The following is a 24,921-nucleotide window of genomic DNA, read 5'->3' on the forward strand; positions in this document are numbered from 1 at the left end:
TTTCTTATGACAGGCTTGACTGCATGATCGGATTGACAGTTCGCCAGATGCACTATTTCGACGCGCTGGCGCAAACGCTGCATTTCGGGCGCGCGGCGAAACTTGCCGGCGTCAGCCAGCCGGCGCTGTCTTCCCAGATCGCCGAAATGGAGCAACGGCTGAACTGCCGGCTGTTCGAACGCGGGGGCAGGTCGGTGCGCATGACGGACGAAGCGATCACTCTGTTGCCGCGCATCGAGCGCATTCTGGCTGACATACGTGACGTGGAAACGACGGCCCGGCGCGGCCGCACGGCGATGGAGGGACGCTTCCGGCTGGGCATCATCCCGACCGTCGCGCCCTATCTTCTGCCGCGCGCCCTGCCCGAACTGAAGAAACATTTCCCGGCCTTGCTGCTCGAATTGCGCGAGGCGGTCACCACCTCCCTGGTCGAGGACACCGCATCGCGAAAACTCGATGCCTTCATCGCCGCACTTCCGCTCGACCATCCCGGGCTGATCACCGAGGCGCTGTTTCCCGACCGGTTCTTCCTGGCCGTGCCATCAGGCGATCCGGCCTTTGCATCGCCGCCGGTTCCACCCGAGAGCCCGGCGCTGGAGAGACTGATGCTGCTGGAAGAAGGCCATTGCCTGCGCGAACAGGCGCTGGCCGTCTGCGGCAATGTGCGGCCGGTGGCGATGGCAAGCTACGGCGCCACCAGCCTGACGACGCTCCTGCAGATGGTGGCGCATGGGCTCGGCGTCACACTCATCCCCGAAATGGCGGTCGGCCCCGCCGGCACTATCCCCGACCTCAAGATCGTGCCGTTCCAGGAGCCGATGCCGCAGCGCATGATCTGCCTTGCCTGGCGGCGCAACAATGCGCGGCATGGCGAATGCGTCGAGCTGGCGAAGATCATCCGGGGCCTCGGCGCGGCGGTGCTGGCTGGCTGAGAGCCGGTCTAACCGGCGCTACAGAACCCTGGACAGGAACTCGCGGGTGCGCGGCGATGTCGGGTTGGCGATCATCTCGCGCGGCGCGCCGCGTTCGACGATCACGCCGCCGTCCATGAAAACGAGCTGGTCGCCGATCTCACGGGCGAAGCCGATCTCATGGGTGACGACGACCATCGTCATGCCGCTCTCGGCAAGGTCGCGCATGACCTGCAGAACTTCGCCGACCAGTTCCGGATCGAGCGCCGAGGTCGGCTCGTCGAAGAGCAGCACCTTGGGCTTCATCGCCATGGCGCGCGCGATCGCGACACGCTGCTGCTGACCGCCGGACAGTTCGCGCGGATAGCGGTCGATCTTGTCGGCGAGGCCGACACGCCGCAGCAGCACCTCCGCCTCGGCCTTCGCCTGGTCCAGCGGGATTCGCCGCACCTGCGTCGGCGCCTCGATCAGGTTCTCCATCACGGTCATGTGCGAGAACAGGTTGAACGACTGGAACAGCATGCCGATCTCGGCGCGGCGCCGGCACAGAAGATCGTCCTTCACCTCATAGAGCTTGTCGCCCTGGAGGTCGTAGCCGACGAACTGGCTGTCGACGAGCAGGATGCCGCCGCTGAGCTTTTCCAAATGGTTGATGCAGCGCAGGAACGTGCTCTTGCCGGATCCGGACGGACCAATGATGCAGGCGACCGATCCCTCCGGCACATCGAGGTCGACGCCTTTGAGAACTTCAAGCTGGCCATAGGTTTTGCGCACGCCGCGCGCGAACACCATGGAATCGGCCGGCACGCCGAAGCGGGCACGATTTTCGGATTTCACATCGCTCATCGGGCAAGGCCGCGCAGGCTGATGGCGTTGCGCAAGGCGCGCATCGTCAGGGGGTCGCGGCGGATATCGCTGCGGCCGAAATGGCGCTCCAGGAAATGCTGCCCGACCGACATGATGCTGACCACGGCGAGATACCAGAAGGCGACCACGATCAGCAGCGGGATCGTCTCGAAGGTGCGCGCGTAGATGCTCTGCGCGGTGTAGAACAGGTCATCGACGGCGATGAACGTTACCAGCGAGGTCATCTTCAGGAGGTTGATCGCCTCATTGCCGGTCGGCGGCAGCACGAAGCGCATGGCTTGCGGCAAGGTGATGCGCTTCAGGATCATGCGATAAGGCATGCCGAGCGCGCTCGCCGCTTCCGACTGGCCGGACGGCACCGACTTGATGCCGGCGCGGATGATCTCGGCCATGTAGCCGGCCTCGCACAGCGAAAGCGCGACGACGGCAGAGAAGAACGGGGTCATGAAATCATTGGTGCGCACGGAAAACAGCGTGCCCAGGAACGGCAGCGTCAGCGAGATCTCGCGCACCAGCAGCGACAGGTTGAACCAGAAGATCAGCTGGATCAGCGCGGGCACGCCGCGGAAGAACCAGACATAGACGCCGGAAAAGGCGCGCAGCACCGGGCTCGGCGACACCCGCATGATGGCGATGACGGTGCCGACCACGATCGCCAGCACCATGATGATGACGGTAAGCATCAGCGTGTTGCCGAGGCCGCGCATGATCGAGGGATGGAACAGGTAGCCGGCTGCCGTGCCCCAGGCAAAGGCCGGGTTGCTGGCGAAAGCGCGAATGATCAGGAAGGCCAGCAGCAGGGCGAACGCCGTGCCGATCCAGATGCCATAGCGGCGCTGCGGCACGACGATCAGTCGTGACACCGCCGCGGCGGCGCCCGGCTCGATGTCGATCTCGGTCGGGTGGGCCACGCCCATCAGATGCCTCCAGGTTGCGGGCCGGCGCCTGATGAAGCATCAGGCGCCGGATAGTCTCTATTCGGCGCGAAGCGCGTCCATGGAGCCAACGAAATACGGTTCCTTGATCGCGTAGGCACCCATGCCGTACTTCTCCAGGATAGCCTTGTACGTGCCGTTCTTGAACAGCTCGGCAAGTGCCGCCACCATCATGCCGGCGGTCTCCTTGTCGTCCTTGGCGATCGCCATGCCGAGTGGCGCGACTTCATAAAGCGTCGGCAGGACCACCAGTTGCCCTTTGCTCGTCACCTCGAAATAGCTCGATGCCGTGGCATCGTCCATACGCCCGTCGACGCGGTCCGAAAGCACAGCCTGGACGATATCGGTAGAGGAATTGAACACCGACTTTTCGATCGCCTTCTGGCCCTTGTCGGTGCATTCCTTGCCGAGCTTGTCGACCAGGAAATCCGAAGCACTGCCGGCCGAGACGCCTATGCGCTTGCCACAAAGCGGCGTGTCGCCGCTGAAGCTCGCCTTCTTGTCGGGTGACGTCGATACGGCGAGGCCCGCTTTCAGGAACATGACGAAATCGACCTGCTTCAGGCGCTCCGGCGTGGCCGAAAAGGTCTCCCAGGCGATCTTGAAGCGGCCGGCCGCGAGGCCCGGGATCATCGACGGGAACGGCGTGCGCTGGATATCGAGCCTGGCGTCGACGAGCTTGGCCACCTCGCCGGCGAGTTCGATGATGATGCCGGTCTGCTTGCCGTCGGCGTCGAGATATTCGAACGGCGCGAAGTCCAGCGTGTTGGCGACGGCGAGCGTTCCGCTCTGCTTCACCTCAGCCGATTTCGGCACATCGGCGGCTTTGGAAACCCCGCCCCAGACGGTGGCGGAGACCGCCAGCGCGAGACTGGTCATTCGCAGATATCTGTTCATTGCTGTTCCCCTTTCTTGTGCTTGTTTACGATCTTTGTGGCAGAGCCCGGGCCGGCGCGGGCTCGGCATTCCTTACGAAGCAGCGGCTTCGGCCGCCTTCTTCTTGCGGTAGTGATAATTCTTGTCGATGCGCTCCATCAGGTAATCGCCATAGAGCACCGGCTCGTATTTCGGCCGTGTGCCGGCCGGCACGCAGACCGGAAGTGCGGCGATCGTTTCATCCATGGACGGATCGAAGAAGAAGGGCTGCGAATAGCGCTCGCGTCCGGAGCGGTTGATGACGCGGTGCGGCGTCGAGACGAACTGGTCGTTGGACCAGCGCGCCAGGATGTCGCCGACATTCATGACGAAGGAATCCGGAACCGGAGGTGCTGGAACCCAGTCACCGGCCTTGTTCTTGACCTCGAGGCCGCCGACATTGTCCTGCGCCAACAGGGTGATGAAGCCATAGTCGGTGTGGGGGGCCGAGCCGAACAGGCCCTCTTCCTGGGGCTGCGTCGGATAGTGCAGCAGCCGCAGGAAGGTCGTCGGCTGCTCGAAATAGCGGTCGAGGCTGTCGGAGGGCAGCCCGAGCGAGAGCGCGATGGCGCGCACCATCTTGCGGGCGAGCGTGCCCATCTCCTGGACATAGCGCTCGATGGTCTCCCTGAAGCCGGCAAGAGCGGCCTCGTCAGGCCACTGGTTGGGGCCTTGCAGCGGCTTGCCGGCCAAAGCCCGGGGATCGTCGGCGCCGACCTCGTGCATGAAGAAGATCGATTCGCTCTGGTTCGGCTTGCTGACCGCCGCCACGGACGAGGTCACGATGGTCGAGCCGGCAAAGGGCAGGAAGCCGCGGAAATTCTTGTCGATCTTCAGCTTGGCCTTCTCCTCCTCGGGCAAGGCGAAGAAACGCTTGGAGGCCTCGCGGACCGCTTCGACATCGGCGCGCGGAATGGGGTGGCCGGTGACATAGAGGAAGCCGATCGTCTCGAGATAGCGGCGCAGTGTCGCTGCCGTCGCCCGGATCGCCGCTTCGTCGTCGCCATAGAGCGCCGAGACGTCGAGGATCGGAATTTCGGAAAAATCGCCGCGCTCTTGTCCATCCATTTTCGAACACCCTGTCTTGAACATAAGATACAGTACTGTATTTCTACACATCCGAACGGCCTCATCAATAGGCTTTCGATCGCAAAACGAAGGACGCGGCATCATGGCACCACGCAAGATCATCATCGACACCGATCCCGGCCAGGATGACGCCTTCGCCATCCTCTTCGCACTGGGGTCGCCCGATGAACTCGACGTGGTCGGCATCACTACGGTCGGCGGTAACGTGCCGCTTGCACTGACCTCGAAGAATGCGCTCAAGGTCGTGGAGCTTGCAGGGCGGCCGGATGTGCCTGTTTATGCCGGCTGCCCGGCGCCGATGGTGCGCACGCTGATCACCGCCGAATATGTCCACGGCGAAACCGGCCTCGACGGCGCCGACCTTGCCGAACCGGTGACGCCGCTACAGGACGAACACGCGGTCAACTACCTGGTGCGCGCGATCATGGACGCGCCTGAAGGCGAATTGACCATCTGCACGCTCGGGCCGATGACCAATCTGGCCATGGCCATGACCATGGAGCCGAGGATCGTGCCTCGCCTGCGCGAAGTGGTGCTGATGGGCGGCGGCTTCTTCCAGGGCGGCAACGCCACGCCGGCCGCCGAGTTCAACATCTTCGTCGACCCGCACGCCGCGCACAAGGTGTTCGCCAGCGGCGTGCCGGTGACCATGGCGGGTATCGACTGCACCTACACCGCACTGATGACGCCCGAATGGCTGGACCGCCTGCGCGCCACCGGCAGCCGCGCCGCGATCGAGGCCGCGAACCTGGCCGACTTCTACCGCCAGTACGGCACCCACAAATTCGAGACGCCGGCGCGCCCCATCCACGATGCCTGCGTGACAGGTTATCTCCTGGCGCCGCAAATCTATGAACAGCGCCAGTGCGCGGTGACGGTCGACATTGTCTCGCCGGAGACGATCGGCATGACGGTCGTCGACTGGTGGCATGTCACCGGCCGGCGCAAGAACTGCAATGTGCTGCGGCGCATCGATCCGGCGCCGTTCTTCGAACTCATGCTGGAGCGGATAAGCGCATTGCCCTGAGTTGCGCCTTCCGCGATAGATGGGCACTTGATGAGTCGCGAAGCGCATCGGAGCCGGCAAACGGATTGCAGGCGTTGAGCATGGCGATGAAGGTCTTGACCACATGAAAGCCGACAGCGCCACTGGCAGAGGCAAGAGACCGCCCAAAGCCGCCGCGCCCGCGAAGGCGGCGCGGCAGACGCTGAGCCGCGAGGCCTGGATATCGGCGGCGCGCAAGGTGCTGGAGAAACACGGCATCGGCGAGGTCAAGATCGACCGCCTCGCCAAGCAATTCAAGGTGACGCGCGGCAGCTTTTATTTCCATTTCACCAGCCTGGCCGATCTTCGCGACGGACTGCTGCAGGAATGGCGGGACATCAATTGCCAGCCCTTCTGGGCGATGCGCGAGATACTAGATATAGATGGCCTGCAGTTCTTCACCGACATCGTGCATGTCTGGGTCGACGAGGCCCCGTTCAGTCCCCTGCTCGACCTCGCCGTGCGCGACTGGTCGCGAACTTCGAAAAAGCTGGCGCGGGAGGTCAAGGATATCGACGATCTGCGTATCGAGCTCCTGATCCGCTCCTTCCGCGCCATGGGTTATCCCGAGGACGAGAGCTTGGTCAGGGCCCGCATCACCTATTTCCACCAGATCGGCCAATACGCTCTGTCCTTCAAAGAGGACCCGGCGGTGCGCCGGAGCTACCAGCCGCTGTTCGGCGAAGTGCTGCTCGGCCCGCTGGTCCAGGAGCCGGGTTCAGCGCCGAGGCCGGTGGAAATACGCGGCGGACGGCGATAGCAGGGCGAAGGCGCATCAGCCCGTTGGGGGTATCGCGATGCCGGCATGGTGACTTCCCAACTGCCAGAAGGGTAGCCGGAACCGTTCACGCTCCGCTTCGACGACATGGAAGCCCGCCGCCCGGATCAGGTGCAATGGATCGCGGTTGAGGTGGCAGCCGCCGGCGAGTCGGCCCCAGGACCGGTTCAGACGCTCCTGCCATTTGCGGCAGCGCGGCCCCTCGGCCTGGCCGTGCTCGATGAAGATCAGCCGGCCCGTGGGCTTCAGGATGCGCCGGATCTCGGTCAGCGCCGCCTCGGGATCCGGAATGGTGCAGAAGGCGTAGGTGACGACGACCGTGTCGGCGAAGCTGTCGATCAACGGCAGTCTTTCACCGCTGGCCCGGATACAGTCGACCTTGAATGGCAAGGAACGGCTCTTCGGTTCGGCCAGGCCGAGCATCGTGCCGTCGGGATCGACGCCGACCAGCCGCTTCACCCTGCCGGCGTCGTAGTAGGGAAGGTTCAGGCCGGACCCGAAACCGACCTCGACGACAACGCCGTCTGCCCGTGGGATCAGGCGCCGTCGCATATGCGTGAAAGTGCGGGCTGAACAGCCGACGTGGACGAAGTAGGGAGCCATGCAGCGCGCGTACCAGGAGAGACAGGATTGGCACATGTCTCAGCCTCCCTGCCCTGCGCCGGCAGCGCCAACAGGGGCGCCACCGCCGGCAACAGGCCCTGCTGTGCAATGGCGGATGAGAGTATTGACCAGTGACATTTCTCGCTCCAAGGGAGTCTCATGATCGGGCCCGATCGGCCCGATGTCGTCGAGATGGATAGAAGGCCGGCGTCCCCTCAGCGTCCCCGCATGGCCGTGGTCGGATCGATGGAGCGATTGGAATTCCGATTTCTGGGTTTTCCGGAGTTCCGCTTGAGCGGCCGGCGGGTGGAACTTGCCTTGCGCAAGGCGGCGGCGCTCCTCATCTACCTGGCCGAGGCCGGCGGACCGGTGGCGCGCGATGTCGTCGCCACGCTTCTGTGGCCCGAGACCGACGAACAGGCCGCTCGCGCCCGCCTTCGGCGGACACTCTATAAAATCCGCATCGCGTTCGGCAGAGAGATCATCGCCGCCACAGGCGTCTCGCTGAGCCTATACCCAGCCTTGTCCGCCGAGATCGACACCAGGGTTTTCGAGCAGGCCTGCAATTCCCGCTCTCTCGACGAGGCAGCCGACATCTACAACGACGATTATCTCGCCGGCTTCTCGCTGCCGGACTGTCCGGAATTCGAGGAATGGATCTTCTTCCGGCGAGAGACCTTGCGCGGCCGGCTGGTGCAGGCGCTGGAGCGGCTCGTCGAGGCCAAGATAGCCGGCGGCGAGCCGCGCGGCGCGGTCGTTCATGCGACACGGTTGACGGCGCTCGACCCTTTGAGCGAAAGCGCGCACCGCCACCTGATCCATGTCCACCTGGCCGCCGGGGACAGGGCGGCGGCCGAGCGCCAGATCGAGACGTGCATCCGGCTCTTGCGGGACGAACTCGGCGTAGCGCCGGACCCCGCCACGCTGGCCATGCTGCGCGAGCCAAATCAGGACGCTACCGTGGACGTGCCCAGGACGTGCTACGTCGCGGTGGACGGCATTCACATCGCGTACCAGATCGTCGGTAGCGGCCCGACGGACATCGTGCTTGTTCCCGGCTTCATTTCGCATGTCGAGCGTATCTGGGAAGACCCGGGCTGCCGCGCCTGGCTGACCGCGGTTTCGCGCCTGGGTCGCCTGATCCTCTTCGACCGGCGCGGCATGGGGCTTTCAGACCGCGTCGGCGCCCGCCCCACGGTCGAGGCGACGGCGCAGGATATTCTGGCGGTCATGAACGCGGCCGGCAGCCGCCGGGCCTTGCTGGTCGGTGCGTCGGAGGGCGGGCCGGGCTGCATCCGTTTTGCAGTCGAGCATAGCGACCGGCTGAGCGGCCTTGTTCTCTGGGGCTCGCTGGCGAAGGGCAGCCGCGCCCCCGACTATCCCTACGCCTTGACCGTCGCGCAGTATGATCTGTGGAAGCAACGCCTGCTCGCGGGTTGGGGTGGCCCAGCGGAAATCGAAACCTTCGCCCCAAGCCTCACTGGCGACCGTCGGGCGAGGACCTGGTGGGCCGGATTGCTCAGGGCAGCCTCCAGCCCGGGCGCGGTCGCGGGCCTGCTCGAGGCATTACGGGATGCAGATGTCCGTCACCTCCTGGCAAAAGTCTCCGCCCCGACGATGGTCCTCCACCGTTCAGGCGACCGCGCCGTGCGCATCGAGGCCGGGCGGTTCCTCGCGTCCAGGATTCCGGGCGCCCGGTTCATCGAGGTCGACGGCGACGACCACTGGTTCTGGGTCGGCGACCCGCAGTCCCTGCTCGACAGCATCAGTGCCTTCGTACGACGCGGCTGATCCCGCCTCACGCCGTTTTCTGCGCCACCAGCCCCAACTCTTCCACCATCGCCTGACGCATCAGGAATTTCTGCGGCTTGCCGGTCACCGTCATCGGCAATTCGGTGCGGAAGCGAATGTGGCGCGGTATCTTGTAATGGGCGATCTGGCCCGCACAGAAGGCCTTGATTTCCTGTTCGGTGGCGACCTGGCCGGGTTTGAGCACGATCCAGGCGCACAACTCCTCGCCATATTTGGCATCCGGGATGCCGAAGACCTGCACTTCCCGCACCTTGGGATGACGGTAGAGGAATTCCTCGACCTCCCTGGGATAGACGTTCTCACCGCCGCGGATGACCATGTCCTTGACGCGGCCGACAATGTTGCAATAGCCCTCGGCGTCGATGGTGGCGAGGTCGCCAGTGTGCATCCAGCCGTCGGTGTCGATTGCCTCACGGGTCTTTTCGTCGTCGTCCCAATAGCCTTTCATCACCGAGTAGCCGCGCGTGCAAAGCTCGCCCGGCGCGCCGACGGCAACGGTGGCGCCATCGGCATCGACCGCCTTGACCTCGACATGCGGATGGATGCGCCCGACGGTCGACACGCGCTTTTCCAGCGGATCGTCGGTGCTGCTCTGGAACGAGACCGGACTGGTCTCGGTCATGCCGTAGGCGATGGTCACCTCCGACATATGCATCAGCGACACCACCTTCTTCATCACCTCGATCGGGCATGGCGAGCCGGCCATGATGCCGGTGCGCAGGCTGGAGAGATCGAAGGATGAGAAATCCGGATGGTCGAGCATGCCGACGAACATGGTCGGAACGCCGTAGAGGCCCGTGCAGCGCTCCTGCGCGATCGCTTTCAGCGTCAGGCCGGGATCAAAACCCTCGCAAGGGAAAACCATGGTCGCGCCTTTCGACACACAACCCATCGTGCCCATCGACATGCCGAAGCAATGATAGAGCGGCACCGGGATGCAGAGCCGGTCGTCGACAGTGAGCTTGATGGCCGAAGTGACGAAGTTGCCGTTGTTGACGATGTTCAGATGAGTGAGCGTCGCGCCCTTGGGAGCGCCTGTCGTGCCTGAGGTGAACTGGATGTTGATCGCGTCGCCCGGCTTCAGACCCTCGGAGATGCGGTCGAGGCTGTCATGCTCGTCGCGGCCGGCCATGGCCAGCACGTCGCCGAAATTGAACATGCCTGGCGAGTTCTCCTCGCCCATGCGGATGACGATCCTCAGCGCCGGCAATTTGGCGGCCTTCAGCTTGCCCGGCGTCGCCGTGGCGATTTCCGGCGCCAGCGTCTCGATCATGCCGAGATAGTCCGAGGTCTTGAAGCTCGCCGCCGTCACCAGGGCCTTGCAGCTGACCTTGTTCAGGGCATATTCCAGCTCGGTCAGCCGATAGGCCGGGTTGATGTTGACCAGAATCAGGCCGATGCGGGCGGTGGCGAATTGCGTCACCAGCCATTCCCAGCGGTTGGGCGACCAGATGCCGACGCGATCGCCCTTGCGCAGGCCGAGCGCCAGGAAGCCGGCGGCCAGCGCATCGACGGTGTCCGACAGTTCGCTCCAGGTGAAGCGCTTGTCCTGGCCGACGAAGATTGCGGCATCGAGCGTGCCGTATTTGCTGACGGTATCGGAGAACAGGGCCGGAATGGTCTCCTCCAGCAACGGCACCTTGCGCTCGCCCGAGACATGCGCCTTGCCGTCGACGGGCGCGACAAAGACAATGCCGGAGCGCGCGCCGCGTCCGCGCAGATTGGTGGCGTTCTTCAGCTCGTCGAGATTGACCGGCATCGCTCTCTCCTCCCAGCACGGACCGAGCCTATCAGCCTGCCGGAACGGTGGAAATCCCGCCGATGGTAGTGACACCCCTCCCGCCAGGGAAAGCAGGCTATCCGACCGTCGCCGTCATTTTCGCGGCTATATCCCGGAAGATGGCCTCATCGGCGGCGGAACGATCTTTCTTCGAGGCCACCAGGCAGGCCTGCGACTTCAGCACGACGCCATCGCCCAGCACCTTGAGATGGTTGGCGCGCAGCGTCGAGCCCGTGGTGGTGATGTCGACGATGACGTCGGCAAGGCCGGCCGCCGGCGCGCCTTCGGTGGCGCCGAGGCTTTCGACGATGCGATAGACCTGGATGCCGTGCTTGAGCGAAAAGAACTGCTGCGTCAGCCGCCAGTATTTGGTGGCGATCCTGAGCCGCCGGCCATGGCGCTGGCGGAAATCTGCGGCGACGTCATCGAGATCGGCCATGGTGTCGACATCGAGCCAGATCTCGGGCACCGCGACCACGACATCGGCATGGCCGAAGCCGAGACGGGCGACGATCTCGGCCCGCGCTTCCCAGTCGGCGAGATTTTCCCGCACAAGGTCCTCGCCGGTGATGCCGAGATCGACCGCGCCCTGCCCTATTTCGCCCGATATTTCGGAAGCCGACAGGAAGACCACTTCGACATTGTCCAGGCCCTCGACGCGGGCGTGATATTTGCGCTCGTCGCCGGGCAGGCTGACGGCGAGGCCGGCCTTGGCCAGCACCTCCAGCGCCTGCTCCTTGAGCCGGCCCTTGGACGGGATCGCCAGCGTGATCATAGTGCCGTCTCCCGCAACGCCTCGATGCGGTCGAGCCACACCGAGAAGCCGACACCGGGGATCGCGGTCTTGGCGCCGAGCAGCGTCAGCAACCTGTCATAGCGGCCGCCACCGGCCAGGGGACGCTCGCCACTTGCGGCCGCGACTTCGAAGACCACACCGGTGTAATAATCGAGCGGACGGCCGAAGGCGGCGTCGTAGCGGATTTTTCCCGACGGCAAGCCATGCGCCTCGATCGCCTTGGCGCGGGCCGCGAATTTTTCCAGCGCCGCACCCAATGAAAGTCCGGCGCCGGCGGCGAAGGTTTCCAATGCCTGGGCCGCGCCATCGAGCGGCACGTCGATGGCCAGAAAACCTTTCAGCGCCGCGAAGGCCTCGTTCGACAGCCGCACGCTGCGCAACTCGGCCTTCTCGATGAGCCGCCGCGCGATGTCCGACGGCGCGCGGCCGGCCGATGCCGAGAGGCCGGCCTCCTCCATGCCGCCGGCAATGTGCTGGGAAAGGCCGTCCAGATCACCGTCGAGGACAAGCGCTGCGACCGGGCCGGAGAGCTGGCCGTTGCGCGGCGGGTTGGCGAGATCGGCGAGTGCCGCCTCCAGCATCGGCGCCGAGCCGAAGGCGCGGGCGAGCCGCATGCGCCATCCGCGCGGCAGGCCAAGCGCCGCCAGTACCGCCTCGAAGATGCCCTGGTCGCCGAGCGTGACCGCCAGCGACTGACCGGGCAGGACCAGCGACAGCAGGGCGTGCGCGTCGGCAACGGAGCGGGCATCGGCTTCAGCCGTGTCGCGGTCGCCGAGATCCTCGATGCCGGCCTGAAAGAACTCGTTGCCGCCCTCGCGGCGCTGGCGAAACACCTCGCCGAGATAGGAATAGCGGCGCGGCGTGCCGGCCTGGCTGGTTATGTGGTCGAGACAGACCGGAATGGTGAATTCGGGCCGCAGGCAGAGCGTCTGCCCGGTCTCGCTCTCCGTAAGGAAAATGCGCCGGCGCAGATCCTCGCCGGCCATGTCGAGGAACGGATCGGCCGGCTGCAGCACGGCAACTTCCACCGCATGCGTGTTGCGGGTTGCGAAGAGCGCGATGATGTCGGCTGATATGGCGGGGTAGCGGGAGGTCATATGCCGCGCCCTTCCCTTCTCCCCCTGTGGGAGAAGGTGGATCGGCGCGCAGCGCCGAGACGGTTGAGGGGTGCGTGTCGGAATGAAGCGTTTGCGTTCCCTGGAACACCCCTCATCCGACCTCGCTTCGCGAGGCCACCTTCCCCCACAAGGGGGGAAGGACAAGAGCGCGCGGCGCTCGTCACTTGGTCCGCTCCTGGGCCTGCGCCGCCAAGATCTTCTTCACTTCGGCGACCAGCTCGCTTTCCGCCACCGTCACCTGCGCCGGCCTTGCCGCGCGCCATTCGGCATTGTCGGTGATTTCGGCGGACATGCGCGCGCCTTCGATCAGGTCCTTGATCTGCAGTTCACCCTTGGCGCGCTCGTCGCCGCCCTGAATGATGGCGACCGGACAGCCGCGACGGTCGGCATATTTGAGCTGCGCCTTCATGCCGGCGCCGCCGAGGTACATTTCGGAGCGGATGCCGGCGGCGCGCAGTTCCGCCACCATCTTCTGGTAGCGGCCGAGGCTTTCCGTGTCCTTGTCCATGACCAGCACGACAACCGGCGCGATCACGTCGGCGCTTCCGAGCTTGCCAAGGTTCTTCAGCGCCGTCATCAGCCTGGAGACGCCGATGGAAAAGCCCGTCGCCGGCACCGGCTCACCGCGGAAGCGTGAGACCAATCCGTCATAGCGGCCGCCGCCACCGACCGAGCCGAAGCGTACGATCTGGCCGTCCTCATTGGGGATCTCGGCCAGCAGTTCGGCCTCGAAGACGGGACCCGTGTAATATTCCAGGCCGCGCACGACGGAACGGTCCATGGCGATGCGGTCCCCGCCGTATCCGGCGGCCCTGACCAAGGCTTCGATCGTTGCGAGTTCGCCAACGCCCTCCTGGTAGACCGCGTTCCCGCTGACGCTGGCATCCTGGCCGGCCTGCGCATTGCGCGCCGTCGCCAGAAGAACGGCCTGGGCTTGCGTATCATTCAGCCCGGCGCCCTTGGCGAAATCCCCCTCGCCTTCCTTGCCGCCGTCCCACCGCCCTGGGCCAAGCAGAAGCCGGACACCTTCCGCGCCGAGCTTGTCCAGCTTGTCGATTGCGCGCAGCACCGTCAGCCGGCGACCGGCATTCTCCTCGCCGCCAAGGCCGATCGCCTCCAGCACGCCATCCAACACCTTGCGGTTGTTGACGCGGATGACATAGTCGCCGCGCTTGATACCGAGCGCTTCCATGACGTCGGCCATCATCATCGCCATCTCGGCATCCGCCGCCACGCCCGGCGTGCCGATCGTGTCGGCGTCGAACTGCATGAACTGGCGGAAGCGGCCGGGGCCGGGCTTTTCGTTGCGGAACACCCAGCCCGAGCGGTAGCTGCGGTATGGCTTGGGCAGGCGCTCGAAATTCTCGGCGACGAAACGCGCCGTCGGCGCGGTCAAATCGTAGCGCAACGACAGCCACTGATCGTCATCATCCTGGAAGGAGAACACGCCTTCGTTCGGCCGGTCCTGGTCGGGCAGGAATTTGCCGAGCGCATCGGTATATTCGATCAGCGGCTGGTCGGCCGGCTCGAAGCCATAGAGCTCATAGACCGAGCGGATCGTCGCCATCATCTTCTCGACGGCGCGGATGTCCTCGGCGCCGCGGTCGGCAAACCCGCGCGGCAGCCGCGCTTTCGTCTTTTCCGATTTGTCGGCCATAATCTGGGCACCCGATGGTTCATGACTTCGTGGCGCGGTAAATCTACCGCGTTCCACAGCGCGCGTTTCCTAACCGATGAAGCCGGGAGCGGCAAGGGTTGGCGCCCCGCGGCGCACCCGACGAGATCAGGAAAAATCGAAACCCTCTGAAACAAAAACACGCCAGAAGTGAAACAATGCCGCCATGAGCGCGGCATCGTGCCGACACAATCGCGGCCGATATAGCGCATCGAAACGAAGGGGTTCAGGACATGACCAGTGCAACGGAATTCCAGGCCAACGGCGAGGCCGGTGAACTGCCCACACGCTTGCGCCCTGCGGGCACCCATGCACCGAAAATGGCTGGCCAGGCGGCCGGGCCGTTCGATGTACCCGCCGACACCGGCAAGGGATCTTCCCTGCGCGACGCCCTGGTGACCGGCCTGCTGGTGATCTATCCGACAGTGGCCACCGTGGCGGCAATCGTCGCCGGGCTGTTCCTGGCCGGCGCCAACGGCACCTGAAACCGTCCGTTTCGCTGGATGCGATTTTCATTCTTGATCAGGGGATTGAGCATGCGACTGGGCTACGCATACGCGCTTGGCTGCGCGTTTTTACTTGGGGCGGCCAATCCGGCCAGCGCCGCAGGCTGCAAGCCGGGGGACGCGGGCCTTGCCGGCCATTACTACCTGCGCGGCGTCATGGAGGTCGGCTCCGAACTGCTGCTGAAGAAGGACGGCAGCTTCGAGTTCATGCTCGCCTATGGCGCCAATGACCAGTACGGTAAGGGCTGTTGGGTGAAAAAGGGCTCGACGGTCGAGGTCATCCCCGCCGGACGCAGTTCGGCATCGACGCATCATACGCCCGACGACAGCGGTTTCAGCGGCCTTGTGCTGAGCATTTCAGGCCGCAGCCTGGTGTGGGACATCAATGGCAGCGGACACAAGGGACGGTTCGAGAAGTGAGGGCAGCGCGACACCTGGCAAGGTCGGCGCCGCCCCTCATCCGGCCTTCGGCCACCTTCTCCCCGTGAACGGGGAGAAGGAAAAAGCAGCTATTTCGGCCGCTTGAAAGCCTTCCGCTGCTTCTCGACCTCCTTGCGGCATACACAGCCTTCGAGATGGTCGTTGACCAGCCCCATGGCCTGCATGAAGGCGTAGACCGTGGTCGGGCCGACGAAGCTCCAGCCGCGCTTCTTCAGGTCCTTCGAAATCCGCACGGAAACTGCGGTGGTCGGGTTGGCGCGCAGATGGGCGAGATCGACGGTTTGCGGCCGTTCCTCCTTGCCGGGTTCGAACCTCCAGAACCAGGCGGCCAGCGAGCCGAACTCGTCGACCATTTCGCGGGCGCGTTTGGCGTTGTTGATGGTCGAGACGATCTTGCCGCGATGGCGGATGATACCGGCATTGCCGAGCAGGCGTTCCACATCCTTGTCGGTGAAGGCGGCGACCTTGTCGAAGTCGAAGCCGGCGAAGGCCTCGCGAAAATTCTCCCGCTTGCGCAAAATGGTCAGCCACGACAGCCCCGACTGAAACCCTTCGAGGCAGATCTTCTCGAACAGCCTGCGGTCGTCGGCCACCGGCCGGCCCCATTCATGGTCGTGGTAGTGCAGATAGTCGGGCAGATTGCCATGCCAGAAGCAGCGCACGACACCGTCAGGACCGGCAAGCAGGCCGGTGTTTTCATTGCTCATCTCAAGAGATCCATCCGTTAACGCGCTTCCGCGCTGCTTTTACCGTGGCTTTACCAGATTCCTGAACCCGGCGGTAACCACACCAAAAGGTTTACTGACAGAACCGCATTTTACGCATTCCGATTCATGTTTCGGTTGCTGCTCGCCGCCAATGATCGCGCAAACCGGGAGCGTTCTTGCCCGGCGTATCAGGCTATCAAGGTGCGTTCCCGATGAAATTCCTGCTTCCGTTGTTCAGCGCGGCGGTGCTTGCCGCAAGCGTCATGCCCTCCCTTGCCGACGACCGCTATGCCGACAGGCCGCCGGTGATGGTGAGCCCCGACCTTTCCGCGCCCTGGGTGCTGCAGCTTGGCCATGCGCCGGGCATCGTGCGGCAGAACCGACAGGCCGTGCAGCAGCCGCGCCAGCGCACCGCGCAGCCCGACCGTGTGCAGACGGCGGGCGTGCAGGCGCCGGCCAAGCGCATGGTCATGCGCCCGCAGATCAACCCGGTCTACCTGCCGCAGGAAGTCGCTTATGACGGAGGCCAGAAGCCAGGCACCATCGTCATCGATACCACGCAGAATTTCCTCTATCTGGTCGAGAAGAACGGCAAGGCGCGGCGTTACGGCGTCGGCACCGGCAAGCCCGGCTTCGAATGGTCGGGCACCCACAAGATCACCAACAAGCGCGTCTGGCCGGACTGGCGCCCGCCAGCCGAGATGATCAAGCGCGAGGCGGCCAAGGGCCGCTACCTGCCGACTTATCTGGCCGGCGGCATGGAAAACCCGCTCGGCGCGCGCGCGCTCTATATCGGCACGACGGAGTACCGCATCCACGGCACCAACCAGCCCTGGACGATCGGCGGCGCGGTGTCGTCGGGCTGCATCCGCATGCGCAACGAGGACGTGGTCGACCTTTATGAGCGGGTCAATGTCGGAACCACGGTCGAGGTGATATAATGATAGCGAATCAGCCGGTTAAGCAGTGCTGAGCAGGTTTTTGCGCGCTGTTGCCCTCAAGCCATAGCGCGCTTCTGGAAGACGTGCTTAGACTGGCGGCGAGTTAACGGGGGACGGGCCGTGTGGGGATACGGCCAGTCACGAGAGGGCAGCACGGGTAACCGGGCTGCCCTTTTCGTTTCACGGTGCGACAGGTCGCCCCGGAGGCACGGTGTTTCGCTTTCAGGGCTGATTTCCGGGCCATGCTCTGCTATTGCAGTGCACAATCTTCCCACCAAAGGTTCGAGCTATGTCCCTCTCCGACGACAGCCGCTATCTCAAGGGCGGCCCGGTCGCCCAGCGCATCATCGCCGCCGTGCGCGAGGACGCGGCCATTGCCAAAGCCGAGGGTTTCCCGCCCAAGCTGATCTCGATCACCGTCGGCGATACCGACGCGGTCGATGTCTATGTACGCAACCAGCGCGCCAAGGCTCAGCTCGCCGGCATCGATTTCGAGGAGCGGCGCTTTCCCGCCACCATCACCTCGGGTGAGCTGGAAGCAGCCATCCACGGGCTGAATGCCGATCCGCGCGTCACCGGCATCATCATCCAGCGGCCGGTCCCCGCGCATATCCCGGTCAAGACGCTGCAGGCGGCCGTGCATCCGCTGAAGGATGTCGAGGGCATGCACCCGGCCTCGATCGGCAACATCGTCTACAACCAGCTTGACCTCGCGCCCTGCACGGCCGCGGCCTCGGTCGAACTGCTCAAGGAAACCGGCCTCGACCTCAAGGGACTGGAAGTGGTCATCGTCGGCCATTCGGAAATCGTCGGCAAGCCGATCGCCTTCCTGTTGATGAGCGAAGGCGCGACCGTGACGGTCTGCCATCACATGACGCGGTCGGTCGCCGCCCATGCACGGCGCGCCGACGCGCTGTTCGTCGCCGTCGGCAAGCCAAGGCTGATCAAGGCCGACATGGTGAAGCCAGGTGCGGCCGTCATCGACATCGGCATCAATTCCGAAATCGGGCCTGATGGCACCAGCCGCGTCGTCGGCGACGTCGACACCGACAGCGTCAAGCACGTGGCCTCCTGGATCACCCCGGTTCCAGGCGGCGTCGGCCCGATCACGGTGGCCATCCTGCTGCGCAACACGATGGTCGCGCTCAGCCGCCAGCGCGCGCTCTACGAGGCGACCTACGGCACGGCCGACAGGCTGGCGGCCGAGTAGCGCCGGAACGGACGCCTATTCCGCCGCGATCAGGCTGTCTTCCGCGACGCCTTCCGGTCGCGGCCCGCCATAGGCCCAGTCGAGCAGCTTGACCGTGTGCACCACCGGCATCCTGGCAGCGGACGCGATCTGCGTGATGCAGCCGATATTGCCCGTGGCGACGATCGCGGCGCCCGTCGCCTCGATGTTTTTCACCTTGCGGTCGCGCAGCCTGGCCGAAATCTCGGGCTGCAGGATGTTGTAGGTGCCGGCCGAGCCACAACAGAGATGGCCCTCGCGCGGCTCGCGCACGATGAAACCGGCCCTGGCGAGCAGTTCCTTCGGCTGACGCGTGATCTTCTGGCCGTGCTGCATCGAGCAGGCCGAGTGATAGGCGACGACCGTGCCCGGCTTGCGCACCGGTTCGGGCAGATCGATGGCGGACAGACACTCGGTGATGTCCTTGGCCAGCGCCGACACGCGCGCGGCCTTGTCGGCATAGGCCGGATCGAGCCGCAGCATGAAGCCGTAATCCTTGATCGTCGTGCCGCAGCCCGACGCGGTGATGATGATGGCGTCGAGCCCGCCCTCATCGATGGCACGGGTCCAGGCATCGACATTCTGCCTGGCCGAAGCAAGAGCGGCTTCCTCCCGTCCCATATGATGAACCAGTGCGCCGCAGCAGCCCTCGCCCGGCGGCACCACAACCTCGACGCCGAGCCGTGTCAGCAGCGAGATGGCCGTATCGTTGATGCCGGGATCCAGCACCGATTGCGCGCAGCCGGTCAGGATGGCCACGCGTCCTCTTTTCGCTAACTGTACGGCATGGATGCCCGGCAAGGCCATCGGCGAGGCCGCCGGGATTGATGCCGGCGCAAGCCTGAGCATCGCGCCGAGCGGCTTCAGCGCCGGGACTTTTTCGAACAGGCCGATAAACGGCTTGCCTAGCTTCGCCAGCTTGAGCGCCGCGCGGAAGCGACGGGGATAGGGCAGCACGAAGGCGAGCATGGCGCGGGTCAACCGGTCGAGCAGCGGCCGCTTGTAGGTTTCCTGGATATGGGCGCGGGCATGGTCGACCAGATGCATGTAGTTGACGCCTGATGGGCAGGTGGTCATGCAGGCGAGGCAGGACAGGCAACGGTCGATATGGGTGACGATTTCCTTGTCGGCGGGACGGCCGTTCTCCAGCATGTCCTTGATCAGGTAGATGCGCCCGCGCGGCGAATCGAGCTCGTTGCCAAGCGTCACATAGGTCGGGCAGGTGGCGGTGCAGAAGCCGCAATGGACGCATTTGCGCAGGATTTTTTCGGACTCGGCGACATGCGGATTAGCTAGCTGTGCGGGCGAAAAATTGGTCTGCATCTCTGATGTCCTAGGCCATGCGGCCGGGATTGAGGATGTTCTTCGGATCGAATTCCTGCTTCAGCCGCTGGCTGAGTGCCGCCAGCGCCGGCGCCTGCGGTTCGAACACCGGCAAGGCAGCGCGGTGGGCAGGCGCGGCGCGCACCAGCGTCGCGTGGCCGCCGCCGTGTTTTCTCAAGAGACCGCGCAGCAAAGCGGGTTCCGGATCGCCCTCCTCCATGCGCAGCCAAACCAGCCCACCTTGCCAGTCATAGAAGGCGCTGACGGCGGCCTGCATGCGCAGCGTCAGGACCATCTGGTGGCCCTGGGCAGGCGTCATCGAGACCCGCCAGACCGGCTTCCCGCTGCCGTCCGCGAAGGGCCTGATATCCCTGATATCGCGCCAGATAGCCTTGGAGGTCTCACCGGCAATCTCCTCCAGTGGCCCAGCCTTGCCGAGCAGTGTTTTCAGCGCTGCAATGCGATAGTCAACGGACGGGCCAAAGCCTTCGACGCGCAGCAGCGTGGCGGCTTCAGTGCCGAGCGCTCCGCCCGCGACGCGCGCGGCAATGCGCTCCGGCAAATGGGCGGCACTCGATACTTCGGCGCTGGAGCCGAGCGCCAGGGCCATGGCGGCGCAGGCGGCATCGTCGAGCAGGCCACGGACGGCGAGCGTGACTTCGGTCTCGGCGGCTGGCAGCACCTTGAAGGTGACGTCGGTGAACACGGCCAATGTACCCCAGCTGTTGGCCATCAGCTTCGACAGATCGTAGCCGGTGACGTTCTTGACCACGCGACCGCCCGACTTGAACGCTTCGCCCCGACCGGAGACGACGTTGATGCCCAGGATGTGGTCGCGCGCGGCGCCCGCCTTCAGCCGGCGCGGACCGGACAGGTTGGCGCCGAGCACGCCGCCAATGGTGCCTTTGCCCGGCTCGCCACCGAGCAGCGGGCCGTAATCCATCGGCTCGAAAGCCAGTTGCTGGCCGTTTTCAGCCAGCAGCCTTTCGATATCGGCCAGCGGCGTGCCGGCCTTTGCCGACAGCACCAGTTCGGCGGGTTCGTAGAGGGTCACGCCCGAGAGTTTCGACAGGTCGAGCGTGTGCTCGGTCTGCAGCGGACGGCCGATGCCGCGCTTGGAGCCGTGGCCGAGGATTTCGAGCGACGTTTCCTCCGCCGCCGCCCAGGCAATGGTGGAGAGGACTTCGGCTGGGGTAAGTGGGGTGAAGGTGGTCATGAGTTCGCGCCTTTCCTCGCCCCCGCGAAGTGGGGGAGACAGGATAGGCCGAGTTCCGTCGCGCCCCCCTCTGTCCTGCCGGACATCTCCCCCTCAAGGGGGGCGATCAGATGTCGCGCAGGGTTTCGCCAATCTTCTGCGTTGAAGAAAAGCCGAAGCGCACAAACAGCCAATCTCCCCCCTTGAGGGGGAGATGTCCGGCAGGACAGAGGGGGGTGTTCGCGCGCCGACATATCCGCTCAAAACCTCGGAATATCCGGAAATGCGACCTGCCCGCGATGCACGTGCATGCGGCCCAGTTCGGCGCAGCGGCGCAGCTGCGGGAAGACCTTGCCGGGATTGAGAAGATGGTTGGGGTCGAAAGCGCATTTGACGCGCATTTGCTGGTCGAGGTCGACCTGGTTGAACATTTCCGGCATCAGGTCGCGCTTCTCGACCCCCACGCCATGCTCGCCGGTGAGCACGCCACCGACCTTGACGCAGAGCCGCAAAATGTCGGCGCCGAAGCTTTCGGCCTTGTCGAGTTCGCCCGGCACGTTGGCATCGTAGAGAATGAGCGGATGCAGATTGCCGTCGCCGGCGTGGAAAACGTTGGCGACGCCGAGACCGTATTTTTCCGACAGCTCGCGCATGCCGGCCAACACGCGCGGCAGTTCCTTGCGCGGGATGGTGCCGTCCATGCAGTAGTAATCGGGCGAGACGCGGCCAACGGCGGGGAAGGCCGCCTTGCGACCGGCCCAGAAACTCAGCCGCTCCTGCTCGGACTGCGAGATGCGGCACGTGGTCGAGCCGTTGGCGATGGCGATCGCCTCGACCGCCGTGATCAGATGATCGACCTCGACGCCGGGGCCATCGAGCTCGACGATCAGCAGCGCCTCGACGTCGAGGGGATAGCCGGCATGGACGAAATCCTCGGCGGCATGGATCGCCGGCCGGTCCATCATTTCCATGCCGCCCGGAATGATGCCGGCGCCGATGATGTCGGCGACGCACTGGCCCCCCTGCTCGCTGGTCGGAAAGCCGATCAGCAGGGCGCGCGCCGTCTCCGGCTTCTTCAGGATGCGCACGGTGACCTCGGTGACGACGCCGAGCAGGCCTTCCGAACCGGTCATGACGCCGAGCAGGTCATAGCTCTCGGCGTCGAGGTGACCGCCGCCGAGCCGCACCACCTCGCCATTCATCAGAACCATCTCGATGCCGAGCACATTGTTGGCGGTGAGGCCGTATTTCAGGCAGTGCACGCCGCCGGAGTTCTCCGCCACGTTGCCACCGATCGAGCAGGCGATCTGGGAGGATGGATCGGGGGCGTAGTAAAACCCCTCCTGCTCGACGGCTGACGTGATGCCGAGATTGGTGACGCCGGGCTGGGCGACGACGATGCGGTCGGGAAAATCGATCTCGAGAATGCGGTTGAACCGGCTCATGACGAGCAGCACCGCGTCCTCCAGCGGCAGCGCGCCGCCCGACAGCGAGGTGCCCGATCCGCGCGGCACGACGCGGATGTTGCGGTCGTTGCAGTATTTCAGCACGCGCGAAACCTGCGCCACCGTCTCGGGCAGCACCACGACCAGCGGCAGTTGCCGGTAGGCGGTCAGGCCATCGCTTTCGAAGGCACGCATTTCATTGGCCGCGTCGACCACGCCCTCGCCCGGCACGATGATGCGCATGTCGGCGACGATTTCGCTGCGCCGGCGCAGCGTCTCGGCGTCTGGCTTGGGCATGGCAAGGCCGGACATCGGCGCTTCCTCCACTCGACTGGTAAAAATGATTTACCAGCTAGCGGCATTTGTTGCAAATCTTGCTTTGGTGGCGTCAGGGCGGCGGATGCAGGCAAAGCTTCCGCAGCGGCAATCTGCCGCTGCACATCCGTTGCGTCCGAAGCATGGCGCGGACTATTCGCCCGGATGTTTCGCCGGCTCGGAATGCATCCGTCGCACGCGGCGCACGCCCCACCAGACCAGCAGGATGGCGAACGGCACCGAGGCGGCGGTGACGACCTCGGGCGCGAAGGCGTGGCCAAAGACCGACGCGCCCTTGGCGACATAGCCGATGAGGCCGACAACGTAATAGGAGACGGCGGCGACCGAAAGGCCTTCGACGGTCTGCTGCAGCCGCAGTTGCAGGCGGGCGCGGTTGTTCATCGAGGCGAGCAGGTCGCGGTTCTGCTTCTCGACCTCGACGTCGACCCAGGTCCGCAGCAGCGTGGTGGCACGGGTCAGCTTGCGCGACAAATTGGCCTGGCGCTCCTCGACCGAGCGGCAGGTGCGCATGGCTGGCGCCATGCGCCGCAGCAGAAAGCCCGCCCAGGTGTCGTAGCCCTGCACGGGCTCCTCATCCAGCGCCTCCAGTCTTTCCGTGACGATGCCGTCATAGGCGCGGCTGGCGCCGAAGCGGTAGAGGCTGGAAGCGGCATCGGCCTCCAGTTCGGCGGCAAGCTCCGTCAGACCGGCGAGCAGCGTCTGGTTGTCGCGGGTCTCGGCGACCTTCATTTCCAGCGTCGTCTGCGCCAAGCGGTCCTCGATGCGGCGGGCGCGGCCGGACAAGGTGAGCGCCAGCGGCAGGCCGAGCATGGCAAGCGTGCGGTAGGTCTCGATGTCGATCAGCCGCTGCGACAGCGCGCCGGTGCTGGCCGGGGTCAGGCCGCGGTCGAGCACCAGCATGCGGGTCATGCCGTCGCCGTCCTGGCGGAAGTCGGTGACGATGGCCGCGCTGCCACGCTCGACAAGCGAGTAACAGAGGCTGGTCGGGTCGAAGCCGGCGACCTGCCTCTCGCTCGCCTGCGTCCATTTGCGGATCTCGAGCCGGATGCCCGAGATGACGGTTCCCGGCGGCGAAAAGCCATTGCCAAAGGGCGAATCCTCTTGCCCCCGGCCATTCTCGGCCAGCGGCCCTTCCCAGAGATAGGTCGAGAATTCCGTGTGCCGCTCCCAGCGCAGCGTCCCCTTGCCCCATTTCATGGCGTGGTGGCGGGCGTGACGCTCGGGAGCGGCGATGCCGAGACGGCGCGACAGTTCCGAAAGCACGGCGTGGTCGACCGCTGAGCCGCCTTCGGTCATGAAGGAGAGTTGGACAAGCACGCGCGGCTTCTCGACCAGCGGATGGGGGCGGGCGTGAACCTCGCCGAGCGCGCCGGGCCGGCCTTCATGCGCCGGAAAGCCCATGACGCTGCCCTGGCTGCGCGGCTGGAATTCAAGATTGGACGTCTCGTCCGACACGTCTGGTCCCCCTGGTTTCGACCCTTCGTGCAATGGCGTCGTCTTGCGGCAATCGGCAAGGGACGTAAACAGCAAAATTTAGCGCGAGGCGATATGCCGGCGCGGCGCGAAAATCGACCGAACGAGACGAATTGGATAAATAATTTGACCAGTTGGCGACAGAGGCTCTAATCTGCGCGACATCATTCCCTTCTCCAGGCGCTTCCTTTGAGCGACATTTTCTCCAGGATCGAGCATTCGCGCACCGCCGACGAGGTGGTGCAGCAGATCGAAAGCCTCATCCTCGAAGGCGTGCTGCGCACCGGCGACCGGCTGCCGGGCGAGCGCGAACTGGCACGCCAGTTCGATGTGTCGCGGCCCATCCTGCGCGACGCGCTGAAGGCGCTCGAAGCGCGCGGCCTGCTGTCGACCCGTCCGGGCGGCGGCACGCACGTCGCCGACATTATCGGCCAGTTGTTCACCAAGCCGGTGGCGGACCTGATCTCGACGCATCGCAAGGCGGTGACCGACTATCTGGAATACCGCCGCGAGATCGAAGGCATAGCCGCCGAATACGCGGCGCGGCGCGCCACACCGGAGGACCTTGCCTTGCTCGATCGCATCATGGCGCGCATGGACGAGGCGCATCGTACCGGCGATTTCGACGACGAGGCCGAGATCGACGTCGAATTCCATCATGCGATCTGCGAATGCGCGCACAACATCCTGCTTCTGCACACACTGCGCTCCTGCTACCGGCTGCTGTCGGAAGGCGTGTTCCAGAACCGGCTCCTGGTGTTCACCGTGCCCGGCGCGCGCGAGGCGCTGCTGGCGCAGCACCGGGCGATCCACACCGCGGTCAAGGCCGGCGATCCGGCCGGCGCCCGCCAGGCGGCGATGGACCACATGACCTATGTCGAGCGTTCGATGGCGGAAGCCGAACGCAGCGGCGACTGGCAACGCGTGTCGCGGCTGAGGCTGAGGCAGCGTTCGGAAGCCGGCGACGGCGAACCAGCGCGCAGACGCTCCTAATCAATTCGA

23 protein-coding genes are annotated in these 24,921 nt (G+C 65.0%); 9 read left to right on the forward strand and 14 right to left on the reverse strand.

Annotated elements, in window-relative coordinates:
* The first annotated feature begins 23 nt into the window (after nucleotides 1-23).
* Nucleotides 24-932: a hydrogen peroxide-inducible genes activator gene (locus tag EN808_RS22270; protein WP_127277879.1), complete on the forward strand. Its 909-nt coding sequence runs from the start codon at nucleotides 24-26 to the stop codon at nucleotides 930-932.
* Nucleotides 933-950: 18 nt separating this feature from the next.
* Here the strand turns inward: EN808_RS22270 and EN808_RS22275 are convergent, their stop codons facing one another.
* The 4 genes from EN808_RS22275 to EN808_RS22290 form a co-directional block, all read right to left on the reverse strand.
* The gene (locus tag EN808_RS22275) at nucleotides 951-1,757 is read right to left on the reverse strand and encodes an amino acid ABC transporter ATP-binding protein (protein ID WP_127277880.1); all 807 of its coding nucleotides are present in this window, start codon (nucleotides 1,755-1,757) and stop codon (nucleotides 951-953) included.
* Nucleotides 1,754-2,695, reverse strand: a complete 942-nt coding sequence (locus EN808_RS22280; RefSeq protein WP_127277881.1) for an amino acid ABC transporter permease — start codon at nucleotides 2,693-2,695, stop codon at nucleotides 1,754-1,756. The genes EN808_RS22275 and EN808_RS22280 overlap by 4 nt, the downstream gene beginning before the upstream one ends.
* Nucleotides 2,696-2,752: 57 nt before the next feature.
* Nucleotides 2,753-3,610 carry an ABC transporter substrate-binding protein gene (locus EN808_RS22285; protein WP_127277882.1) on the reverse strand — a complete coding sequence of 286 codons (858 nt, stop codon included), beginning with the start codon at nucleotides 3,608-3,610 and terminating at the stop codon, nucleotides 2,753-2,755.
* A gap of 72 nt (nucleotides 3,611-3,682) precedes the next feature.
* A complete protein-coding gene (locus tag EN808_RS22290) occupies nucleotides 3,683-4,696 on the reverse strand; it encodes a 2OG-Fe(II) oxygenase family protein (protein ID WP_135916902.1) in 1,014 nt (337 codons plus the stop codon).
* 103 nt (nucleotides 4,697-4,799) lie between these two features.
* On the opposite strand from EN808_RS22290, the gene EN808_RS22295 reads away from it, so the two are divergent.
* Both EN808_RS22295 and EN808_RS22300 read left to right on the forward strand, forming a co-directional pair.
* Nucleotides 4,800-5,744, forward strand: coding sequence for a nucleoside hydrolase (locus tag EN808_RS22295; RefSeq protein WP_135916903.1), 945 nt, complete (start codon nucleotides 4,800-4,802; stop codon nucleotides 5,742-5,744).
* A gap of 103 nt (nucleotides 5,745-5,847) precedes the next feature.
* Nucleotides 5,848-6,522: a TetR/AcrR family transcriptional regulator gene (locus EN808_RS22300; protein ID WP_135916904.1), complete on the forward strand. Its 675-nt coding sequence runs from the start codon at nucleotides 5,848-5,850 to the stop codon at nucleotides 6,520-6,522.
* Nucleotides 6,523-6,537: 15 nt separating this feature from the next.
* Here the strand turns inward: EN808_RS22300 and EN808_RS22305 are convergent, their stop codons facing one another.
* Nucleotides 6,538-7,179, reverse strand: coding sequence for a class I SAM-dependent methyltransferase (locus EN808_RS22305; protein WP_127280896.1), 642 nt, complete (start codon nucleotides 7,177-7,179; stop codon nucleotides 6,538-6,540).
* Between the two features lie 282 nt (nucleotides 7,180-7,461).
* On the opposite strand from EN808_RS22305, the gene EN808_RS22310 reads away from it, so the two are divergent.
* The gene (locus tag EN808_RS22310; RefSeq protein ID WP_348630939.1) at nucleotides 7,462-8,934 is read left to right on the forward strand and encodes an alpha/beta fold hydrolase; all 1,473 of its coding nucleotides are present in this window, start codon (nucleotides 7,462-7,464) and stop codon (nucleotides 8,932-8,934) included.
* A gap of 7 nt (nucleotides 8,935-8,941) precedes the next feature.
* Here the strand turns inward: EN808_RS22310 and EN808_RS22315 are convergent, their stop codons facing one another.
* The 4 genes from EN808_RS22315 to hisS all read right to left on the reverse strand — a co-directional run bounded on the left by EN808_RS22315 (nucleotide 8,942) and on the right by hisS (nucleotide 14,306).
* Nucleotides 8,942-10,714, reverse strand: coding sequence for an AMP-binding protein (locus EN808_RS22315; protein ID WP_135916905.1), 1,773 nt, complete (start codon nucleotides 10,712-10,714; stop codon nucleotides 8,942-8,944).
* A gap of 97 nt (nucleotides 10,715-10,811) precedes the next feature.
* On the reverse strand, nucleotides 10,812-11,510 hold the full coding sequence (gene hisG / locus EN808_RS22320) for an ATP phosphoribosyltransferase (RefSeq protein ID WP_127870940.1): 699 nt from the start codon (nucleotides 11,508-11,510) through the stop codon (nucleotides 10,812-10,814).
* A complete protein-coding gene (locus tag EN808_RS22325; protein ID WP_135916906.1) occupies nucleotides 11,507-12,628 on the reverse strand; it encodes an ATP phosphoribosyltransferase regulatory subunit in 1,122 nt (373 codons plus the stop codon). The genes hisG and EN808_RS22325 overlap by 4 nt, the downstream gene beginning before the upstream one ends.
* A 181-nt stretch (nucleotides 12,629-12,809) precedes the next feature.
* A complete protein-coding gene (hisS, locus tag EN808_RS22330) occupies nucleotides 12,810-14,306 on the reverse strand; it encodes a histidine--tRNA ligase (RefSeq protein WP_135916907.1) in 1,497 nt (498 codons plus the stop codon).
* A gap of 251 nt (nucleotides 14,307-14,557) precedes the next feature.
* On the opposite strand from hisS, the gene EN808_RS22335 reads away from it, so the two are divergent.
* Together EN808_RS22335 and EN808_RS22340 are read left to right on the forward strand one after the other, a co-directional pair.
* Complete coding sequence (locus EN808_RS22335) at nucleotides 14,558-14,809, forward strand: hypothetical protein (protein ID WP_127278595.1); 252 nt, start codon at nucleotides 14,558-14,560, stop codon at nucleotides 14,807-14,809.
* Between the two features lie 51 nt (nucleotides 14,810-14,860).
* Nucleotides 14,861-15,250: a hypothetical protein gene (locus tag EN808_RS22340; protein ID WP_127278594.1), complete on the forward strand. Its 390-nt coding sequence runs from the start codon at nucleotides 14,861-14,863 to the stop codon at nucleotides 15,248-15,250.
* An 89-nt stretch (nucleotides 15,251-15,339) separates the two neighbouring features.
* Here EN808_RS22340 and EN808_RS22345 read toward each other — a convergent pair whose 3' ends face one another.
* Entirely contained in the window at nucleotides 15,340-15,978 is a 639-nt protein-coding gene (locus EN808_RS22345; protein WP_127870937.1) for a DNA-3-methyladenine glycosylase I, read from the reverse strand.
* Nucleotides 15,979-16,190: 212 nt separating this feature from the next.
* On the opposite strand from EN808_RS22345, the gene EN808_RS22350 reads away from it, so the two are divergent.
* Both EN808_RS22350 and EN808_RS22355 read left to right on the forward strand, forming a co-directional pair.
* Nucleotides 16,191-16,919 (forward strand): L,D-transpeptidase, encoded by a 729-nt coding sequence (locus tag EN808_RS22350; protein WP_127278592.1) that lies wholly within the window; start codon nucleotides 16,191-16,193, stop codon nucleotides 16,917-16,919.
* 289 nt (nucleotides 16,920-17,208) lie between these two features.
* Entirely contained in the window at nucleotides 17,209-18,129 is a 921-nt protein-coding gene (locus EN808_RS22355; RefSeq protein WP_127870935.1) for a bifunctional 5,10-methylenetetrahydrofolate dehydrogenase/5,10-methenyltetrahydrofolate cyclohydrolase, read from the forward strand.
* Nucleotides 18,130-18,144: 15 nt separating this feature from the next.
* Here the strand turns inward: EN808_RS22355 and glcF are convergent, their stop codons facing one another.
* The 4 genes from glcF to EN808_RS22380 form a co-directional block, all read right to left on the reverse strand.
* Nucleotides 18,145-19,470 carry a glycolate oxidase subunit GlcF gene (gene glcF, locus EN808_RS22360; protein ID WP_135916908.1) on the reverse strand — a complete coding sequence of 442 codons (1,326 nt, stop codon included), beginning with the start codon at nucleotides 19,468-19,470 and terminating at the stop codon, nucleotides 18,145-18,147.
* Between the two features lie 10 nt (nucleotides 19,471-19,480).
* Entirely contained in the window at nucleotides 19,481-20,686 is a 1,206-nt protein-coding gene (locus EN808_RS22365) for an FAD-binding protein (protein ID WP_135916909.1), read from the reverse strand.
* A gap of 239 nt (nucleotides 20,687-20,925) precedes the next feature.
* Nucleotides 20,926-22,422, reverse strand: a complete 1,497-nt coding sequence (locus EN808_RS22375) for an FAD-linked oxidase C-terminal domain-containing protein (protein WP_135916911.1) — start codon at nucleotides 22,420-22,422, stop codon at nucleotides 20,926-20,928.
* A gap of 156 nt (nucleotides 22,423-22,578) precedes the next feature.
* Nucleotides 22,579-23,901 carry a DUF3422 family protein gene (locus tag EN808_RS22380; RefSeq protein ID WP_135861811.1) on the reverse strand — a complete coding sequence of 441 codons (1,323 nt, stop codon included), beginning with the start codon at nucleotides 23,899-23,901 and terminating at the stop codon, nucleotides 22,579-22,581.
* Nucleotides 23,902-24,108: 207 nt separating this feature from the next.
* Between EN808_RS22380 and EN808_RS22385 the strand changes: the two genes are divergently transcribed.
* The gene (locus tag EN808_RS22385) at nucleotides 24,109-24,912 is read left to right on the forward strand and encodes an FCD domain-containing protein (RefSeq protein WP_127279738.1); all 804 of its coding nucleotides are present in this window, start codon (nucleotides 24,109-24,111) and stop codon (nucleotides 24,910-24,912) included.
* Nucleotides 24,913-24,921 lie beyond the last annotated feature (9 nt).

The sequence above is a fragment of the Mesorhizobium sp. M8A.F.Ca.ET.165.01.1.1 genome, from assembly GCF_004792065.1.
Lineage (GTDB): Bacteria > Pseudomonadota > Alphaproteobacteria > Rhizobiales > Rhizobiaceae > Mesorhizobium.

Coding starts and splice junctions, on each gene's coding strand:
- EN808_RS22270 (WP_127277879.1), top strand. CDS start 24: ATGATCGGATTGACAGTTCGCCAGATGCACTATTTCGACGCGCTGGCG.
- EN808_RS22275 (WP_127277880.1), bottom strand. CDS start 1,757: ATGAGCGATGTGAAATCCGAAAATCGTGCCCGCTTCGGCGTGCCGGCC.
- EN808_RS22280 (WP_127277881.1), bottom strand. CDS start 2,695: ATGGGCGTGGCCCACCCGACCGAGATCGACATCGAGCCGGGCGCCGCC.
- EN808_RS22285 (WP_127277882.1), bottom strand. CDS start 3,610: ATGAACAGATATCTGCGAATGACCAGTCTCGCGCTGGCGGTCTCCGCC.
- EN808_RS22290 (WP_135916902.1), bottom strand. CDS start 4,696: ATGGATGGACAAGAGCGCGGCGATTTTTCCGAAATTCCGATCCTCGAC.
- EN808_RS22295 (WP_135916903.1), top strand. CDS start 4,800: ATGGCACCACGCAAGATCATCATCGACACCGATCCCGGCCAGGATGAC.
- EN808_RS22300 (WP_135916904.1), top strand. CDS start 5,848: ATGAAAGCCGACAGCGCCACTGGCAGAGGCAAGAGACCGCCCAAAGCC.
- EN808_RS22305 (WP_127280896.1), bottom strand. CDS start 7,179: ATGTGCCAATCCTGTCTCTCCTGGTACGCGCGCTGCATGGCTCCCTAC.
- EN808_RS22315 (WP_135916905.1), bottom strand. CDS start 10,714: ATGCCGGTCAATCTCGACGAGCTGAAGAACGCCACCAATCTGCGCGGA.
- hisG (WP_127870940.1), bottom strand. CDS start 11,510: ATGATCACGCTGGCGATCCCGTCCAAGGGCCGGCTCAAGGAGCAGGCG.
- EN808_RS22325 (WP_135916906.1), bottom strand. CDS start 12,628: ATGACCTCCCGCTACCCCGCCATATCAGCCGACATCATCGCGCTCTTC.
- hisS (WP_135916907.1), bottom strand. CDS start 14,306: ATGGCCGACAAATCGGAAAAGACGAAAGCGCGGCTGCCGCGCGGGTTT.
- EN808_RS22335 (WP_127278595.1), top strand. CDS start 14,558: ATGACCAGTGCAACGGAATTCCAGGCCAACGGCGAGGCCGGTGAACTG.
- EN808_RS22340 (WP_127278594.1), top strand. CDS start 14,861: ATGCGACTGGGCTACGCATACGCGCTTGGCTGCGCGTTTTTACTTGGG.
- EN808_RS22345 (WP_127870937.1), bottom strand. CDS start 15,978: ATGAGCAATGAAAACACCGGCCTGCTTGCCGGTCCTGACGGTGTCGTG.
- EN808_RS22350 (WP_127278592.1), top strand. CDS start 16,191: ATGAAATTCCTGCTTCCGTTGTTCAGCGCGGCGGTGCTTGCCGCAAGC.
- EN808_RS22355 (WP_127870935.1), top strand. CDS start 17,209: ATGTCCCTCTCCGACGACAGCCGCTATCTCAAGGGCGGCCCGGTCGCC.
- glcF (WP_135916908.1), bottom strand. CDS start 19,470: ATGCAGACCAATTTTTCGCCCGCACAGCTAGCTAATCCGCATGTCGCC.
- EN808_RS22365 (WP_135916909.1), bottom strand. CDS start 20,686: ATGACCACCTTCACCCCACTTACCCCAGCCGAAGTCCTCTCCACCATT.
- EN808_RS22375 (WP_135916911.1), bottom strand. CDS start 22,422: ATGTCCGGCCTTGCCATGCCCAAGCCAGACGCCGAGACGCTGCGCCGG.